This window comes from Kitasatospora sp. NBC_00374, assembly GCF_041434935.1.
GTDB lineage: Bacteria > Actinomycetota > Actinomycetes > Streptomycetales > Streptomycetaceae > Kitasatospora.
In genome coordinates, this window is record NZ_CP107964.1 from 6,610,692 (window position 1) to 6,626,831 (window position 16,140).

Consider the following 16,140-nt stretch of genomic DNA (forward strand, 5'->3'; position numbering starts at 1 on the left):
CTTCCGGATCGTGGAAGTTGCGGAAGACGGAAGAGAGAGTGAGAGGTGAACGACGTGACCGCCGCCGCAAAGCACAGCTACACGGTCAACCTGTCGATCCTGTTCGGCGAGCTCCCGCTGCTGGAGCGCCCCGCCGCCGCGGCCGCCGCCGGCTTCACCGCCGCCGAGCTGTGGTGGCCCTTCGGCGCGGAGCACACCCCGGCCCAGGCCGAGCTGGACGCGCTCCGCAAGGCCTTCAGCGACGCCGGCGTCCAGCTCACCGGCCTCAACTTCCTCGACGACCTCACCAAGGGCGCCCGCGGCACCGTCTCCGTGCCCGCCGAGAAGGAGCGCTTCCGGGAGAACGTCCCGGTGACGGTCGCCCTCGCCGAGTCGCTCGGCACCAAGGCGCTCAACGCGCTCTACGGCAACCGGGTCGAGGGCGCCACCGCCGCCGAGCAGGACGAGCTGGCGCTGGAGAACCTCGTGCTCGCCGCCCGGGCCGCCGACTCGATCGGCGCGATCCTGCTGATCGAGGCCCTCAACCGGCCCGAGTCCCCGGACTACCCGCTGGTCTCGGCGGCCGCCGCCGTCGAGGTGGTGGACCGGGTGAACGCGGCCACCGGCCTCGGCAACGCCAGGTTCCTCTGCGACCTCTACCACCTGGCGAGGAACGGCGAGGACCTGGCCGCCGTCATCGACACCTACGCCGACCGCTTCGGCCACGTGCAGATCGCCGACACCCCGGGCCGCAACGAGCCCGGTACCGGCGACCTCGACTTCGAGGACCTCTTCGCCCGGCTCACCGCCGCCGGCTACACCGGCCGGATCGGCCTGGAGTACCGCCCCGCGAACGGCGTCAGCGCCGACGGCTTCGCGTGGCTCCCGCGCGAGCTGCGCGCCGCGAGGTAACCGGCGCCGCCGAGCAGTCACCGCCTCCCCACCCACCACGTACGAAGGAACGCGACGCGATGAGCGCCTCCCGCAAGATCGCCTTTATCGGCCTCGGCATCATGGGCAGCCCGATGGCCGCCAACCTGGTCAAGGCCGGCCACCGGGTGACCGGTTTCAACCTCACCCAGCCGCCGATCGACGCCCTGGTGGCGGCCGGCGGCCTGGGCGCCACCAGCATCGCCGAGGCGGTCGAGGACGCCGAGGTCGTCATCACCATGGTCCCCGCCGACCCCCAGGTCGAGCAGGTCATCCTGGGTGAGGGCGGGGTGCTGGAGAACGTGAAGGCCGGCACCCTCGTGATCGACATGTCCTCGATCACCCCGCAGACCTCGATCAAGGTCGAGGCCGCCGCCACCGCCCGGGGGGTCCGCACCCTGGACGCCCCGGTCTCCGGCGGTGAGGCCGGCGCGATCGAGGCCGTCCTGTCGATCATGGTCGGCGGCGACGCGGCCGACTTCGCCGAGGCGAAGCCGCTGTTCGACGCGCTCGGCACCACGGTCATCCACGTCGGTCCGGCCGGCGCCGGCCAGACCGTCAAGGCCGCCAACCAGCTGATCGTGGCCGTCAACATCCAGGTCCTGGCCGAGGCCGTGGTCTTCCTGGAGAACGCCGGCGTCGACCTCCCGGCCGCGCTCGACGTGCTCGGCGGCGGTCTGGCCGGCTCGACCGTGCTGAACCGCAAGAAGGCCAACATGATCGACCGCCAGTTCGCCCCCGGCTTCCGGATCGACCTGCACCACAAGGACATGGGCATCGTCACCGACGCCGCCCGGGCCGTCGGTGCGGCGCTGCCGGTCGGCGCCGTGGTGGCCCAGCTGGTGGCCTCGGCCCGCGCCAACGGCGACGGCTCGCTCGACCACTCGGCCCTGCTGCGGGGCGTCGAGCGCCTCTCCGGCCGCGAGGTCGCGTAGGGCCGGCCGGTCCAAGACCCCTCGCCGGGGGACGTGCCCTGACAACCGTCCCCCGGCGAGACCCGAAAGCTCCTCCTGGTGGCGTGTACCTGTCCGGTCGTGCCCGCGCCACCAGGAGGCCAAGCCGGCGGTGCGCGCATCCCTCCCGGGGGCACTTCGGTCGTGCCTGCGCGCCCCGCCCGGCCCCCTCCCTCGCCGAGGGGAGCCACGCGTACGTCGGAAGCGGGACGTGTGGGGGTACCCCCGGCCGAAGGCTGGGGGAGAACGGCGGGGAGGGGGTCGCACCCCATCCGTACCGAAAACCGGGTAAGCACATGCTGTGGTTGCCCCGAGCCGCATCGTTCACCGCTCATCAGCCCGACCCGGAAGTGAGGCCCACGCCATGCCCGCAACCCCCACCCAGGGCCATGTCGTCGTCGCCCCCGACAAGTTCAAGGGCACGCTGGAGGGCGCCGAGGTCGCGGCCAGGATCGCCGCCGGCATCCGCCGCGCCCGGCCCGGCGTCGAGGTCCGCGAGCTCCCGGTCGCCGACGGCGGCGAGGGCACCCTGGCCGCCGCGCTGGCGGCCGGCTTCACCCGGGTCCCGGTGAAGGTGGCCGGTCCGACCGGCCTGCCGGTGGACGCCGCGATCGCGGTCAAGGGCGACACCGCCGTGGTCGAGCTGGCCCAGTCCTCCGGCCTGGCCAGGCTCCCCGGCGGCCGGACCGCCCCGCTCGCGGCCGGTTCCTACGGGGTCGGCCAGCTGATCGCCCGGGCCGTCGGACTGGGCGTCAAGCGGGTCGTGCTCGGGCTGGGCGGCAGTGCCTGCACCGACGGCGGCGCCGGCATGATCCAGGCGCTCGGCATCGGGCTGAAGGACGCCGACGGCGCCGAGCTGGCACCCGGCGGAGCCGCCCTGCGCAGGCTGGCCCGGATCGACCTCGGGTCGCTCGCCGACGGCCTGACCGGGGTGGAGGTCGTGGTCGCCTGCGACGTGGACAACCCACTGCTCGGCGCCCGCGGCGCGACCGCCGTCTACGGTCCGCAGAAGGGTGCGGACGGTGGTGACCTGGTGGTCCTGGAAGAGGGCCTGACCCGCTGGGCGGACGCGGTCCGCGAGGCCACCGGTCGGGACGTGCGGGACGCACCCGGCGCCGGAGCGGCGGGAGGGGTCGGCTTCGCCGCCCTGGCCCTGCTCGGCGCCACCATGCGACCCGGCATCGAGCTCCTGCTCGAACTGCTGGGTTTCGACGAGGCTGTGCGTGGGGCGCGTCTCGTCGTGACCGGCGAGGGCTGCCTGGATGCACAGACGCTCCACGGCAAGGCTCCCGCCGGCGTTGCCGCGGCGGCCACTCGGGCGGGGGTTCGGGTGGCCGCCGTGGCAGGGCGGCTGGAACTGTCGGAGGACCAGTGGCGGGCGGCGGGTTTCGCCGCGGCCGTCGCGCTCACCGATCTGGCCGAGCGGCCCGGCGACAGCATGACCAGGGCGGCCGAGCTCGCGGAGGTCGCGGGGGAGCGGCTGGCGGCCGATCTGCTGGCCCGCTGACCCCGTTCGGCCACTCGTAGTTTCCTACATTGACGTTTTGTTGAAGGCAGGCCTAGGCTCCGAGCACTCGGGGTGAAAGTCTGATGGTCAGACCTCAACTTCCCTCGGTGGCACGGCCTGCCCGTCATCAACGGCCCCACCAGACACACCCGGCCCGGAGGTCCAGATGCCCCTCAGCGAGACGCCCAGCACGGCGGTGATCCGCTCCCGTCGCGTCGTGCTGCCGGACGGCGAGCGTCCCGCCGACGTCCTGGTCCGGGACGGCCGGATCGAGCAGATCGCGGAGCACGGCTCCCTGCTCGCCGGCGACCAGCACCTGACCGACCTCGGCGACCTCGCGCTGCTGCCCGGCCTGGTGGACACCCACGTCCACGTCAACGAGCCCGGCCGCACCGAGTGGGAGGGCTTCGCCACCGCCACCCGGGCCGCGGCCGCCGGCGGGGTCACCACCGTCATCGACATGCCGCTCAACTCCGTCCCGCCCACCACCACGCTGGACGGCCTGGCGGCCAAGCGGAAGACCGCCGAGGGCCAGGCCTGGGTCGACCTCGGCTTCTGGGGCGGGGCGATCCCCGGCAACACCGGGGACCTGGAGCCGCTGCACGACGCCGGCGTCTTCGGCTTCAAGAGCTTCCTGGCGCCCTCCGGCGTGGACGAGTTCCCGCACGTCGAGCAGGCGGACCTGGAGGCGGCGCTGGCCGAGCAGGCCCGGATCGGCGCGCTGGCGATCATCCACGCCGAGGACCCGGCCGTCCTGGCGGCCGCGCCGCAGCAGCCCGGCGTGCACTACCGCGACTTCCTGGCCTCGCGCCCCGACGACGCCGAGTCCGCCGCCGTCGCCCGGCTGCTGGACACCGCCCGCCGGACCGGTGCCCGGGTGCACATCCTGCACGTCTCCTCCGCCGCCGTGCTGCCGCTGCTGCGGCAGGCCCGCGCGGACGGCGTCCGGGTGACCGCCGAGACCTGCCCGCACTACCTCACCCTGTCGGCCGAGGAGGTGCCGGACGGCGACACCGCCTTCAAGTGCTGCCCGCCGATCCGGGACGAGTCCAACCGCGACCTGCTCTGGGCGGCGCTGGCGGCCGGCGAGTTCGTTGCCGTGGTCTCCGACCACTCGCCGTCCACCCCGGACCTCAAGCTGCTCCGGCGCTACGGCGGCAGCGGCGACTTCGCCGCGGCCTGGGGCGGTATCGCCTCCCTCCAGCTCGGCCTGCCGGCGATCTGGACCGAGGCCCGCCGCCGCGGTCACACGCTGTCCGACGTGGTGCGCTGGATGTCGAGCGGCCCCGCCTCGCTGGTCGGCCTGACCGGCACCAAGGGCGCCATCGCCGTCGGCCACGACGCAGACCTGGTCGCCTTCGACCCCGACGGCACGTTCGCGGTGCACGCCGAGGAGCTGCACCACCGCAACCCCGTCACCCCGTACGCCGGTCGCACCCTCACCGGCACCGTCCGCACCACCTGGCTGCGCGGCCGGGTCGTGGACACCGCCGCCGAGCCGTTCGGCCGCCAGATCGCCCGCCGATAGAAGGAGACTTTCGTTGAGCACCAGTCAGACCCCGAGCGCTCCCTTCACCGAGCTGGTCGACCTGGCCTCCCGGCTGCTCGGCGCCGGCGTCGTGGCCACCAACGAGGACACCTTCGCGGACGCGGAGAACCTGCTGGTCGCCAAGCCGGCCGAGTTCCGCCCGCACACCTTCGGCCACAAGGGCCAGATCATGGACGGCTGGGAGAGCAAGCGCCGCCGCGGCGTCAGCGCCGAGCAGCCGCACCCCACCGACGAGGACCACGACTGGGCGATCGTCCGGCTCGGGGCGGCCGGAGTGATCCGCGGCGTGATCGTGGACACCGCCCACTTCACCGGCAACTACCCGGAGACCGGCTCGGTGCAGGGCGCGTCCGTCCCCGGGCAGCCCTCGCCGGAGGAGGTCCTGGCCGCCGAGTGGGTCGACCTGGTGCCGCGCACCGCGCTCCGGGGCGACACCGCCCACGAGTTCGAGGTACGGGACGGGACCCGCTACACCCACGTCCGGCTGAACATCTGGCCGGACGGCGGCGTCGCCCGCCTGCGGGTCCACGGTGAGGTGCTGCCCGACCCGCGCGAGCTGGACGGCCTCACCTTCGACCTGGCCGCCCAGGAGTTCGGCGGCGTCGCCGAGGCCGCCTCGGACCGCTACTTCTCCTCCCCGCACAACCTGAACGCTCCCGGTCGCGCCTCCGTCATGGGCGAGGGCTGGGAGACCCGGCGTCGGCGCGACAAGGCCAACGACTGGGTGCAGATCGCCCTGGCCGGGGGCGGCGAGGTCCTGGCCGCCGAGGTGGACACCACCCACTTCGTCGCCAACGCCCCCGGCTGGGCCGACCTGGTGGGCTACGACGCCTCCCGCGGCGGTGACCCCTCCACGGATGCGGCCGGCTGGTTCGAGGTCCTCCCCCGGACCCGCCTGCAGCCCGACACCCGGCACCGCTTCCGGCTCCCCGCGGGCCGGCCCGTGACCCACGTACGGATCAACGTGTACCCCGACGGCGGCCTGGCCCGCCTGCGGCTGACCGGCAGGCTCACCGAGGACGGCCGCGCCGCGCTGGCGCTGCGCTGGTTCGACGCGCTGCCGGCCGCCGAGGCCGCCGCCGCCCTCACCGGGGCCGGGCTGAACGCGGCGGAGGCCGCCGCGCTCACCGCCTCCCGCCCGCTCGCGGACGCCGCCGCGACCACCGCCGCTGTCGCTGCCCTGCAGCCGACCGACGGCCCCGACGGCGAGCAGTCCTCCCGCCGCCGCTCGGCCGTCTGGCGCCTGCTCGGCGTCTGACGCCGCTCCACCTCACCCCGCACCGCCGTAACTGAAGGACCCTCATGTCGAAGATCTTGACCACCGAGTCCGGCGCCCCGGTCGCCGACAACCAGAACTCCGCCTCGGCCGGCGAGTACGGCCCGCTGCTGATCCAGGACCAGCAGCTGCTGGAGAAGCTCGCCCGCTTCAACCGCGAGCGCATCCCGGAGCGCGTGGTGCACGCCCGCGGCTCCGGCGCCTACGGCTACTTCGAGGTCACCGACGAGGTCTCGCAGTACACCCGGGCGGACTTCCTGGCCGAGGTCGGCCGGCGCACCGAGGTCTTCCTGCGCTTCTCGACCGTGGCCGGCAACCTGGGCTCCAGCGACGCGGTGCGCGACCCGCGCGGCTTCGCGCTGAAGTTCTACACCGCCGAGGGCAACTACGACCTGGTCGGCAACAACACCCCGGTGTTCTTCATCAAGGACCCGATCAAGTTCCCCGACTTCATCCACTCCCAGAAGCGCGACCCGTTCACCGGCGTGCAGGAGGCCGACAACGTCTGGGACTTCTGGGCCCACTCGCCGGCCTCCACCCACCAGATCACCTGGCTGTTCGGCGACCGCGGCATCCCGGCCTCGTACCGTCACATGAACGGCTACGGCTCGCACACCTACCAGTGGGTCAACGCCCAGGGCGAGGCGTTCTGGGTGAAGTACCACTTCAAGACCAACCAGGGCATCCGCTCGCTGGACGGCGACCAGTCCGCCGAGGTGCTCGGCGCCGACGCCGACAGCCACCAGCGCGACCTGCACCAGGCCATCGAGCGGGGCGTGTTCCCGTCCTGGACGCTCTACGTTCAGCTGATGCCGGTCGCCGAGGCCGCGGACTACCGCTTCAACCCGTTCGACCTGACCAAGGTGTGGCCGCACGCGGACTACCCGCTGGTCAAGGTGGGCCGCCTGGTGCTGAACCGCAACCCCGACAACGTCTTCGCCGAGGTCGAGCAGTCCGCGTTCTCGCCGAACAACTTCGTGCCCGGCATCGGGCCGTCCCCGGACAAGATGCTCCAGGGCCGCCTGTTCGCCTACGCGGACGCCCAGCGCTACCGACTCGGTGTGAACCACACCCTGCTGCCGGTCAACGCCCCGAAGGCGACCGAGGCGAACAACTACGGCCGGGACGGCTACTCGGCCCTCAACACGGCCGGCCGCGGCAAGAACTACGAGCCGAACTCCTTCGACGGCCCGGCCCAGACCGACAGCGCGCTCGCCGCGCCGCTGCGCCTGGACGGCCACACCGGCACCTACACCACGCCGGCGCACACCAAGGACGACGACTTCTTCCAGGCCGGCGAGCTCTACCGGCTGATGTCGGCCGGTGAGAAGACCCGTCTGATCGACAACATCGCGGGCTTCCTGGCGCAGGTCAGCCGCGAGGACGTCATCGAGAGGAACCTGGCCCACTTCCACGCGGCCGACGAGGAGTACGGCGCCCGCCTGGAGGCCGCCGTCACCAAGCTCCGCGCCGGCGACGAGGCCTGACCCCCGGCTCCACCCGACCGACCCTCACCCGCCCGCCCGGGCCCCGAGCCCGGGCGGGCGGCCTGGGGGTGCCCCCGGCCGGAGGTCGGGGGAGAACCCCTCCCCCGGGCAGTGGGGAGGGGGCCGTCGTGCTGTCCGGCGCCGGCTCGCCACGGCATATGCCAACCGCATGTTCCGTCCCCACCTGCACGGATATCCCGCAGAGCCGCCCCTGACGGGGCCTCAGGTGGCTAGTCTGGACAGCGCGGCCGGTCCGCGCGCCGCTTGCGACGGAGAGGGGACGCCATGTCGGTACCGACCCGGGGCCACCAGGCCACGCTTGGCCAGGGCGGGCCCGGTCCGTTCGGGGTGCTGCGCCGGGCCCTGCGACTGCTGGAGGCGGTCGACCGGCACCCGCACGGGGCCACCCTCGCCGAACTCGGCCGGGACCTCTCGCTCCCGTCCGCCGCCGTCCAGGGCCTGGCCGAGGAGCTGGAGACCGAGGGCTACCTGCACTGCGTGGACGGCATCTGGTCGCTCGGCGGCACGCTCGCCCTGCTCGGCCGGCAGAACCGCGAACAGCTCATCCGGGCCAAGCTGCACCACAAACTCGCCGAACTCCGCGACCAGTTGGGCGCCGCCGTCTACTTCAGCCGCTACCAGGACGGCGAGCTGTGCGTCGAGGCGGTCTCGGCCGCCGACCACGCGCCCGCCGTCGACGAGTGGGTGGACTTCCGGGCCACCGCGCACGCCAGCGCGATCGGCAAGTGCCTGCTCAGCCAGCTCGACCACGACGGCCGCCGCGACCACCTCGCCCGGCACCCGATCGCCCGCCTCACCGCCCGGACGATCACCGACCCCGAGCAGCTGATGCACCGCCTGGAGCGCCAGCCGGCCACCGTCCCGGTGCTCGACATCCAGGAGTACGCGCTGGGCACGGTCTGTGCCGCCGTCCCGGTGACCGCCGGCTCCACCGTCGGCTGCCTGGCCACCTCGATGCCGGTGGAGCGGATCCACCAGCTCAAGGGCGCCGCCGAGCTGCTGGCCGCCCAGGCGGCGCCGCTGATGCTGGCGATGGCGGTCTGACGGGCCGCCCGTCCGTGCGGCCGTCAGGGCCGCAGCAGGCCGCTGGTCCAGGCGGCCTCGGGAGACGGCCGCTCGTAGCGCAGTCGGACGTGGCGGCGGGCCCGGTCGCCCTGCCAGAACTCCACGGCCAGGGCCCGCAGGGTGTACACCGTGTGGCCCGGGGCGATCAGGCCGGGGTCGGCGGCCAACCGCTCCAGGGCCGCGGCCAGTTCGGCCCCGTACGCGTCCGTGGAGTCGATCGGCCCGCTCTGCGGCCCGCTGAGCGCCGCGGCGCGGGCGGCGGGGGAGCGGGTCAGGAACTCGGCGGCGGACAGCTCCGGGGCGGCGGTCTCGACCGAGCCGCGGATCCGGACCTGGCGGCCGAGCGGCGGCCAGTAGAAGGTCAGCGCGGCCACCGGGTGCGCGGTCAGCTGGCGGCCCTTGGGGCTGTCGGTGTCGCCGGCGAAGAGCCAGCCGGCCCCTTCGGCGTCGACGTCCCGCAGGACCAGCATCCGGGCGTCCGGCAGTCCGTCGGCGTCCACCGTGGACAGGGTGGCGACCTGTGCGTCCGGGACCTCGGCGGTGAGCGCGCCGAGCAGCCACTCGACGAAGAGCGGGCCGGGGGCGGCGGGGGCCGCCGCCGGGTCGAAGCCGGGCAGCTCGCGGTCCATCGGCGGACGCTCCCTCAGCACTCCGGCCACGGTGCCCGGGCCGAGGTCGTGCGGTTGCTCCAGCACGGCGCCGCTCCTCTCGTCGGTCGGGTCCGTCGGATCAGGGGCTCCACCCTACTGGTCCGCGCGGGTCCTCTTCCCGGCACGTCGCGAGCTTATTAGACTCAGTGTCGATAAGAATCGCCGAAACCCTTGTCGGCCGCCCTACCCGCGAGTAGTTTGCTGCTGGTCGCCGCCCCCACCGCAGGTCAGGAGGCACTCCATGCCCCGTCCCACCGACGTCCACGACAGCCTGGTGCTGGAGCCCCGGGACGTCCGCTTCGACTGGTCGCAGCTGCCGCTGCACTGGATCCCCGACGAGCCGATGGCCACCCACACCATCAACGTGCTGCACCTGCTGCTGCCCGAGGGCGAGCGCTGGTTCGTCAAGGTCTTCAAGGACGCCCTGCCCTACATCACCGACGAGCAGCTGCGCGAGGAGGTCCTCGGCTTCATCGGCCAGGAGGCCATCCACGCCGAGGCCCACCAGGAGGTCCTGGACCACCTGCTCGGCCAGGGCCTCGACCCCCGCCCGTACGTCCGGCAGGTCAACTGGCTGTTCCACCGCGTCCTCGGCGAGCGGCCGACCCTGGCCCCCGACCGCCGCCGCGAGAGCATCGTCGAACGGGTCGCCTACGTCGCCGCGATCGAGCACTTCACCGCCTTCCTCGGCGACTGGGCGCTCAACTCCCCGGGCCTGGACCTGGCCCAGGCCGACCCGACCATGCTCGACCTGCTGCGCTGGCACGGCGCCGAGGAGGTCGAGCACCGCAGCGTCGCCTACGACCTGATGGTCCACCTCGACCCCGGCTACTGGCGCCGGATCCGCGGCATGGCGCTGTCCGGCCCGCTGCTCACCCACCTGTGGGTCCGCGGCGTGCGCTACCTGCTCGCCGCCGACCCCACCCTCGACGGCCGCCTCCGCCCCACCTGGCGCCAGGCCCGGCAGAACGCCCGGCGCGGCATGCTGCCCGAACCCGCCCGGATGGTCCGCTCCGCCCTGCGCTACCTGCGGCCCGGCTACCACCCCACCCAGGAGGGCTCCTCCAGCCAGGCCCTCGGCTACCTCGCCGGCTCCCCGGCCGCCCGCGCGGCGGCGCAGGACTGACCCGGCGCGCCCGGCGCCCGCCCCCGCGACCGAACCGACCCCCGCCCGGAGCCGCCCCGATGGACCTCCTCACCCCGCCGCCCGACCTCTACGGCCGCCCCCGGCCGGACCGCTTCCTGCGCAGGCTGACCGCCTTCAGCGACTGGTACACCCCCGCCCTCGGCCGCCCCGGCCTGCGCCGCAACCCCCGCCGTCCGGCACCCCGCCCCGCCGCCCCGCTGCGGCTCGTGATCACCCGCCACCGCCGGATCGCCGAGGACGTGGCGGAGCTCCTGCTCGCAGATCCCGCCGGCGGCCCGCTGCCGCGCTGGCAGCCCGGCGCCCGGCTGCTGCTCACCCTGCCCTCCGGCCGCGAGCGGCACTACTCGCTGTGCGGAGATCCGGCCGACCGGTACACCTACCGGATCGCCGTCCGCCGGATCGCCCACGGCGGGGGCGGCTCGGTGGAGATCCACGACGACCTGCACCCCGGCGCCCGGCTGACGGCCCGCCGGCCCCGCAACGGCTTCGCCTTCTGCGGCGAGCCCGCCGTGCTCCTGCTGGCCGGCGGCATCGGCGTCACCCCGCTGCTCCCGATGGCCCGCGAGGCCCGACGGCGCGGCCTTGACTGGCGGCTGGTGCACACCGGCCGGACCGCCGCCGGCCTGCCGTTCACCGACGAGCTGCGCGCCCTCGACCCCGACCGCGTCGAGGTCCGCACGGACGACCACGGCGGCCCGCCCGACGCCGCCGACCTGCTCGCCCGCGCACCCCGCGGCGCCGCCGTCTACTGCTGCGGCCCCGCCCCGATGCTCGCCGCCGTGCAGCGCGCCCTGGACGCCTCGCCCGCCCGCTCGCTGCACTTCGAACGCTTCGGTGCCGCACCGATCCCGGACGGCCGCCCGTTCACCCTCCGGCTCGGCGCCGACGGCCCCGACCTGGCCGTCCCCGCCGACCGATCCGCCCTGGACGTCGCCCGCGAACTGCGCCCCGACCTGCCGTACTCCTGCCACCAGGGCTTCTGCGGCACCTGCCGGGTCCAGGTGCTGGCCGGCACCCCCGAGCACCGCGACCGCCGCCTCACCCCCGAGGACCGGGCCGGCGGCGCCCTGCTGCCGTGCGTCTCCCGGGCCGCCGAGGGCGAGACCCTCGTGCTCGACGTGTAAGAGGAGACCACCCGATGCCCAAGCCCGCCTTCCCCTACAGCGACCACGACCTCGCCCGCTTCCGGGAGACCCAGCAGCTCGCCTACCACTGCGCCGAGCAGGTCGCCGCCTGGATCGAACCCGGTGTCACCGAGCGCCAGGCCACCGGCAAGCTGCGCCGCTGCCTGGTCGCCGCCGGGGTGCAGGACTTCTTCCACGTCCCGTTCGCCTGGTTCGGCGACCGCACCGCCTTCCGGCACTTCCACACCCCGCTGCAGTTCTTCGCCGGCAACCGGCGGCTCGCCGAGGGCATGCCGTACGTCCTCGACTGCGCCCCCGTCGTGGACGGCTACACCGCCGACATCGGCTACGGCGGCAAGGTCGGCGAGAACCCGGTCTGGGACCGGCTCGCCCGCGACCTGCAGGTCTACCGGGAGCTGATCCTGCGGGAGGTGAGGGCCCGCAAGCCGCTCGACGAGGTGTACGCCGCCGTCGACGCCCAGATCGCCGCCCACGGCTACGACAACCGGCACCGCGTCTACCCGGGCCGGGTGATCGGCCACCAGGTCACCCGGACCACCTCGCGCGGGCCCGCCGGGGTCAACCTGTTCGGGTTCGGGGTGCGTACACTCCAGACCCTCGGCCGGGAGCTGATCAGCGAACGGCTGCACGGCCGCTCACCTCTCTGGGCGGACGGACGGGCCTCCCGGCACGCGCCCACCCCCGGACTGTGGGCGGTGGAACCGCACATCGGCTTCCGCGAGGTGGGCATCAAGTTCGAGGAACTGCTGGTGGTCACCGAGGACGACGCCTACTGGCTCGACGACGACCTGCCGCACGTGCGGCGCTGGACCACGCAGCACAGCCTGGAGGAGGCCCGATGACCGTCCGCCGCCGCACCGTCCACTCCGGCGGGTTGCCGCTCGCCGTGTTCGAGCAGGGCGACCCGGCCCACCCGACCGTCATCCTGGTGCACGGCTACCCCGACACCCACACGGTCTGGGACGACGTCGCCGCCGACCTCGCCGCCGACCACCACGTGGTCCGCTACGACGTCCGCGGCGCGGGCCGCTCCGGTGTCCCGGCCGCCCGCAGCGAGTACCGGCTGGAGCTGCTCGGAGCCGACCTGTTCGCCGTCGCCGAGGCCGTCAGCCCCGACGAGCCGGTGCACGTGGTCGCCCACGACTGGGGCTCGGTGCAGTCCTGGGAGGCCGTCACCGAGCCCGGCGCCGAGCAGCGGATCGCCTCCTACACCACCATGTCCGGCCCCTCGCTGGACCACCTGGGCTTCTGGATCCGCCACCGGCTGCGCCGCCCGACCCCGCGCCACCTGCGGCAGCTGCTGGTGCAGGGCGCGCACTCCTGGTACATCACCGCCTTCCACCTGCCGGTGCTCGCCCCCGCCGCCTGGCGGCTCTGGCTCGCCCGGGCCTGGCCCCGGGTCCTGCGCGACCTGGAGGCGGTCCGGCCCCGGCCCGGACACCCGCAGCCGACGCTCAAGCAGGACGCCGTCCGCGGCATCGAGCTCTACCGGGCGAACATGCGGCCCACCATCCGCCGGCCCCGCGAACGGCCCACCGAGGTGCCCGTCCAGCTCGTCACCCTGGAACGCGACCACTACGTCTCCGACTTCCTGTCCGAAGGTCTGGAACGCTGGGTGCCCCGGCTGACCAGGCGCACCCTCAACGCCACCCACTGGTCGGCGCTCCTGGAGAAGGGACCCGCGGTGGCCGCACTCGTCCGCGACTTCGCCGCCCGCACCGCCGCCGGGGAGAGCCAGGGGCCGCCGGACAGCGGCAGGCTCGCCGTGGTCACCGGCGGCGGCAGCGGCATCGGCCGGGCCACCGCGCTCGCCTTCGCCGAGCAGGGCACCCGGGTGGTGGTCGCCGACCTCGACCTGGACTCCGCCCGCCGCACCGCCGAACTCTGCACCCTGATCGGCACCCCCGCCCACGCCTACCGGGTGGACGTCAGCGACGGTGCGGCCGTCGACGCCTTCGCCCGGCAGGTCGCGGACGAGCACGGGGTGCCGGACGTGGTGGTCAACAACGCCGGCATCGGCCACTCCGGCACCTTCCTGCAGACCACCGAGAAGGAGTGGCAGCGGGTCCTGGACGTCAACCTCTGGGGCGTCATCCACGGCTGCCGGGCGTTCGGCGCGCTGATGGTGGAGCGTGGCGAGGGCGGGCACATCGTCAACCTCGCCTCCGCCGCGGCCTACCTGCCGTCCAAGGTGCTCGCCGCCTACGCCACCAGCAAGGCGGGCGTCCTGATGCTCTCCGACTGCCTGCGCGCCGAACTGGCACCGCACGGCATCGGCGTCTCGGCGATCTGCCCCGGCATCGTCAACACCAACATCACCCGCACCTCCACCTTCTCCGGTGTCGGCGCCGACGAGCAGGCCGCCAAGCAGGAACGGGCGTCGAAGCTCTACGCCCGCCGGGGCTTCCCCCCGGAGAAGGTCGCCGCCGAGATCCTCCGCGCCGTACGCACCGGCAAGCCGGTCGTCCCGGTCACCTTCGAGGCCAAGGCGGCCCGCCTGCTCGGCCGCCTCTCGCCGGGGCTGCTGCGCCTCGCCGCCCGGCTGAACGTCGGGTAGCCGCCGCCCAGGGCTCCCGGCAGCGCGTCCGGCGGCACCCGACCCCCGGCCCCTGACCCGTGACCCGGGTCAGGGGCCGGTGAGCTCGTCGCGGGCGCGGCCGCGCAGGCGGCGGACGGTGGCCGAGCAGTGGAACGCGTCGGCGACCCGGCAGAGCCAGGCGGCCTCCACATCGGGGTCGGCGGGCATCTCCCGGGGGACGTAGCGTCCGCCCGGTGCGGCCGTCCTGGTCCGGCCGGCCGCCGCGGCCTCCAGCGCGGTGGCCAGCACCGCCGCCTCCACCGTGGCCGCCAGCCGGACCGGGTCGGCGCGCTCCCGCACGGTGGCCTCGGCCGCGGCCCAGGCGGCCGCCTCGGGGTGCAGGTAGGGGCGCAGGGCGAGCTGTCCGTCCCGGATCTCGATGATCCGCCGGTACAGCGCGAACTCGGCGTCCCTGGGCAGCCGGTGGCTGCCGGCCGCGGCGTCGAAGGCGATCCCGGGTACGGCGGAGTGCAGCGCGCACCAGAGCGGGGCCAGCCTGCGGTAGCGGTACCAGGCGCGCAGCCAGCGGAACGGCCGGGCGGAGAGCCCGGCCCAGGCGGTGAGGGTGGCGCCGCCGATCCCGAGGGTGAGGGCCAGCACGCTGGCGGTGGCGGAGACCCGGTCCTCGCGGGTGAGTTGGTGTCCGGTGGTGAGCGCGTCCCACAGCGGGCCGATGCTGAGGACCGCCCAGACGAGTCCGACGAAGGCGCCGGCGAGCACCAGCCGCAGGCCCGCCCGCAGCAGGCGGTCGTCGACCTGCCGGGCGGCCCGGCCGATCAGTAGCAGGAAGACCGCGAGACACCAGGTGGAGTGCACGGTGAAGAGGGAGTTGTAGCAGGTCAGCGCGGGTCGCCCGGATTCGGCGACGTAGAGGCCGCCGACGGCCGGTACCGCCCCGGCGCTCAGGAAGGCGGCCGCGGCCGCCGCCATCACCGCCAGCGTGCCGGCGACCTGGCGCCGGATCAGCCGGCGGCCGCGTTCGGGGGGCTCCACCGAGAGGGCGAGCAGGGCGAGGAACCCCTGGGCGGCGACCTTGAGTTCGCCGCCCGCGAGGGCGAGTCCGAGGGCCCATGACGGGTGCCCGCGGGCGCTCTCGGACACCGAGGGGGCGAGGGACGCCATCGCGAGGGCCATGCACAGCGCGAACGCGACCAGGTACCAGGTGCCCGAGCGCAGGCGGCTGCCGCGGACCTGGTGGAGCCGGACGACGATGCCGAGCAGGGCGACCAGGCAGGCCACGACGGCCGCGAGGTCGATCACGGACATGAGCCCCATCGGGCCGGGCGGTCGAAGATCGAGCCGAGCCGGTCGGCCTGGCCGGCCCGTCCGGCGGGGGAGGCGGGCCGGGCCCGGCTGGTGCGGTGCAGGGCGAGCGAGGCGAAGAGTTCGGCCTCCTGCTCCTGCAGTTCGCTGTAGACCGTGCGGCCGAGGACGCGGCGGATCAGCTCACCGGACAGGTGGGGGAAGAGCGGCCCGGCCGTGGCGTCGTCGGCCCTGGCGAGCCCGCCGCGGTGGCCGCAGAGCAGGTGGCCGACCTCGTGCAGCACGATGTGCTGCTGGTGCAGCGGCGTGGTGTCGGTCGGGAAGCCGATGTAGTCGGCGCGGTCGGTGCTGACCAGCAACCCGCACGGCGCCCGGACGCCGGTCGGCAGCGGGATCAGTTCGATCGGCCGGTCCAGCTGCTCGGAGAGCGCGCCGAGGAAGCCGGTGATCTCGAAGGGCACCGGCAGCGGGGCGTCGGCGACCAGCTGCTGACACCGCCGCCAGAGCCGCCTGCCGTGCCGGTCCGCCACTGCCATCGCCACTCCCACCCTGCCGTCCGACCAACAGCCCCCGATCCTAGGCGCGGGCGC

At 74.4% G+C, this 16,140-nt stretch carries 14 protein-coding genes; 11 read left to right on the forward strand and 3 right to left on the reverse strand.

All coding sequences use genetic code 11. The annotated features are described in order from the left end of the window. The first annotated feature begins 45 nt into the window (after positions 1-45). The 7 genes from OG871_RS29505 to OG871_RS29535 all read left to right on the forward strand — a co-directional run bounded on the left by OG871_RS29505 (position 46) and on the right by OG871_RS29535 (position 8,746). Positions 46-891, forward strand: a complete 846-nt coding sequence (locus tag OG871_RS29505; RefSeq protein WP_371500938.1) for a TIM barrel protein — start codon at positions 46-48, stop codon at positions 889-891. Between the two features lie 59 nt (positions 892-950). Then, positions 951-1,844, forward strand: coding sequence for a 2-hydroxy-3-oxopropionate reductase (locus OG871_RS29510; protein WP_371500940.1), 894 nt, complete (start codon positions 951-953; stop codon positions 1,842-1,844). 382 nt (positions 1,845-2,226) lie between these two features. After that, the gene (locus OG871_RS29515; protein ID WP_371500942.1) at positions 2,227-3,369 is read left to right on the forward strand and encodes a glycerate kinase; all 1,143 of its coding nucleotides are present in this window, start codon (positions 2,227-2,229) and stop codon (positions 3,367-3,369) included. A 166-nt stretch (positions 3,370-3,535) separates the two neighbouring features. Continuing rightward, complete coding sequence (gene allB / locus OG871_RS29520; protein ID WP_371500944.1) at positions 3,536-4,897, forward strand: allantoinase AllB; 1,362 nt, start codon at positions 3,536-3,538, stop codon at positions 4,895-4,897. 13 nt (positions 4,898-4,910) lie between these two features. Beyond that, positions 4,911-6,176, forward strand: a complete 1,266-nt coding sequence (gene alc / locus OG871_RS29525; RefSeq protein WP_371500945.1) for an allantoicase — start codon at positions 4,911-4,913, stop codon at positions 6,174-6,176. A 44-nt stretch (positions 6,177-6,220) separates the two neighbouring features. Continuing rightward, positions 6,221-7,681, forward strand: a complete 1,461-nt coding sequence (locus tag OG871_RS29530; protein WP_371500947.1) for a catalase — start codon at positions 6,221-6,223, stop codon at positions 7,679-7,681. 285 nt (positions 7,682-7,966) lie between these two features. After that, entirely contained in the window at positions 7,967-8,746 is a 780-nt protein-coding gene (locus OG871_RS29535; RefSeq protein WP_371500949.1) for an IclR family transcriptional regulator, read from the forward strand. A gap of 23 nt (positions 8,747-8,769) precedes the next feature. Here OG871_RS29535 and OG871_RS29540 read toward each other — a convergent pair whose 3' ends face one another. After that, a complete protein-coding gene (locus OG871_RS29540) occupies positions 8,770-9,462 on the reverse strand; it encodes a pyridoxal 5'-phosphate synthase (protein ID WP_371500951.1) in 693 nt (230 codons plus the stop codon). Positions 9,463-9,658: 196 nt separating this feature from the next. On the opposite strand from OG871_RS29540, the gene OG871_RS29545 reads away from it, so the two are divergent. From OG871_RS29545 to OG871_RS29560, 4 genes are read left to right on the forward strand one after another with little or no spacing between them, the layout of a single operon-like run. Further along, positions 9,659-10,543: a metal-dependent hydrolase gene (locus OG871_RS29545; RefSeq protein ID WP_371500952.1), complete on the forward strand. Its 885-nt coding sequence runs from the start codon at positions 9,659-9,661 to the stop codon at positions 10,541-10,543. Positions 10,544-10,602: 59 nt separating this feature from the next. Then, a complete protein-coding gene (locus tag OG871_RS29550) occupies positions 10,603-11,688 on the forward strand; it encodes a 2Fe-2S iron-sulfur cluster-binding protein (protein WP_371500953.1) in 1,086 nt (361 codons plus the stop codon). 14 nt (positions 11,689-11,702) lie between these two features. After that, positions 11,703-12,551 (forward strand): M24 family metallopeptidase, encoded by an 849-nt coding sequence (locus OG871_RS29555; protein WP_371500955.1) that lies wholly within the window; start codon positions 11,703-11,705, stop codon positions 12,549-12,551. After that, positions 12,548-14,266: an SDR family oxidoreductase gene (locus tag OG871_RS29560; protein WP_371500957.1), complete on the forward strand. Its 1,719-nt coding sequence runs from the start codon at positions 12,548-12,550 to the stop codon at positions 14,264-14,266. The genes OG871_RS29555 and OG871_RS29560 overlap by 4 nt, the downstream gene beginning before the upstream one ends. A gap of 69 nt (positions 14,267-14,335) precedes the next feature. Here the strand turns inward: OG871_RS29560 and OG871_RS29565 are convergent, their stop codons facing one another. Both OG871_RS29565 and OG871_RS29570 read right to left on the reverse strand, forming a co-directional pair. Then, on the reverse strand, positions 14,336-15,553 hold the full coding sequence (locus OG871_RS29565; RefSeq protein ID WP_371500959.1) for an MAB_1171c family putative transporter: 1,218 nt from the start codon (positions 15,551-15,553) through the stop codon (positions 14,336-14,338). Beyond that, the gene (locus tag OG871_RS29570) at positions 15,544-16,086 is read right to left on the reverse strand and encodes a ParH-like protein (protein WP_371500961.1); all 543 of its coding nucleotides are present in this window, start codon (positions 16,084-16,086) and stop codon (positions 15,544-15,546) included. The genes OG871_RS29565 and OG871_RS29570 overlap by 10 nt, the downstream gene beginning before the upstream one ends. Positions 16,087-16,140: the final 54 nt, after the last annotated feature.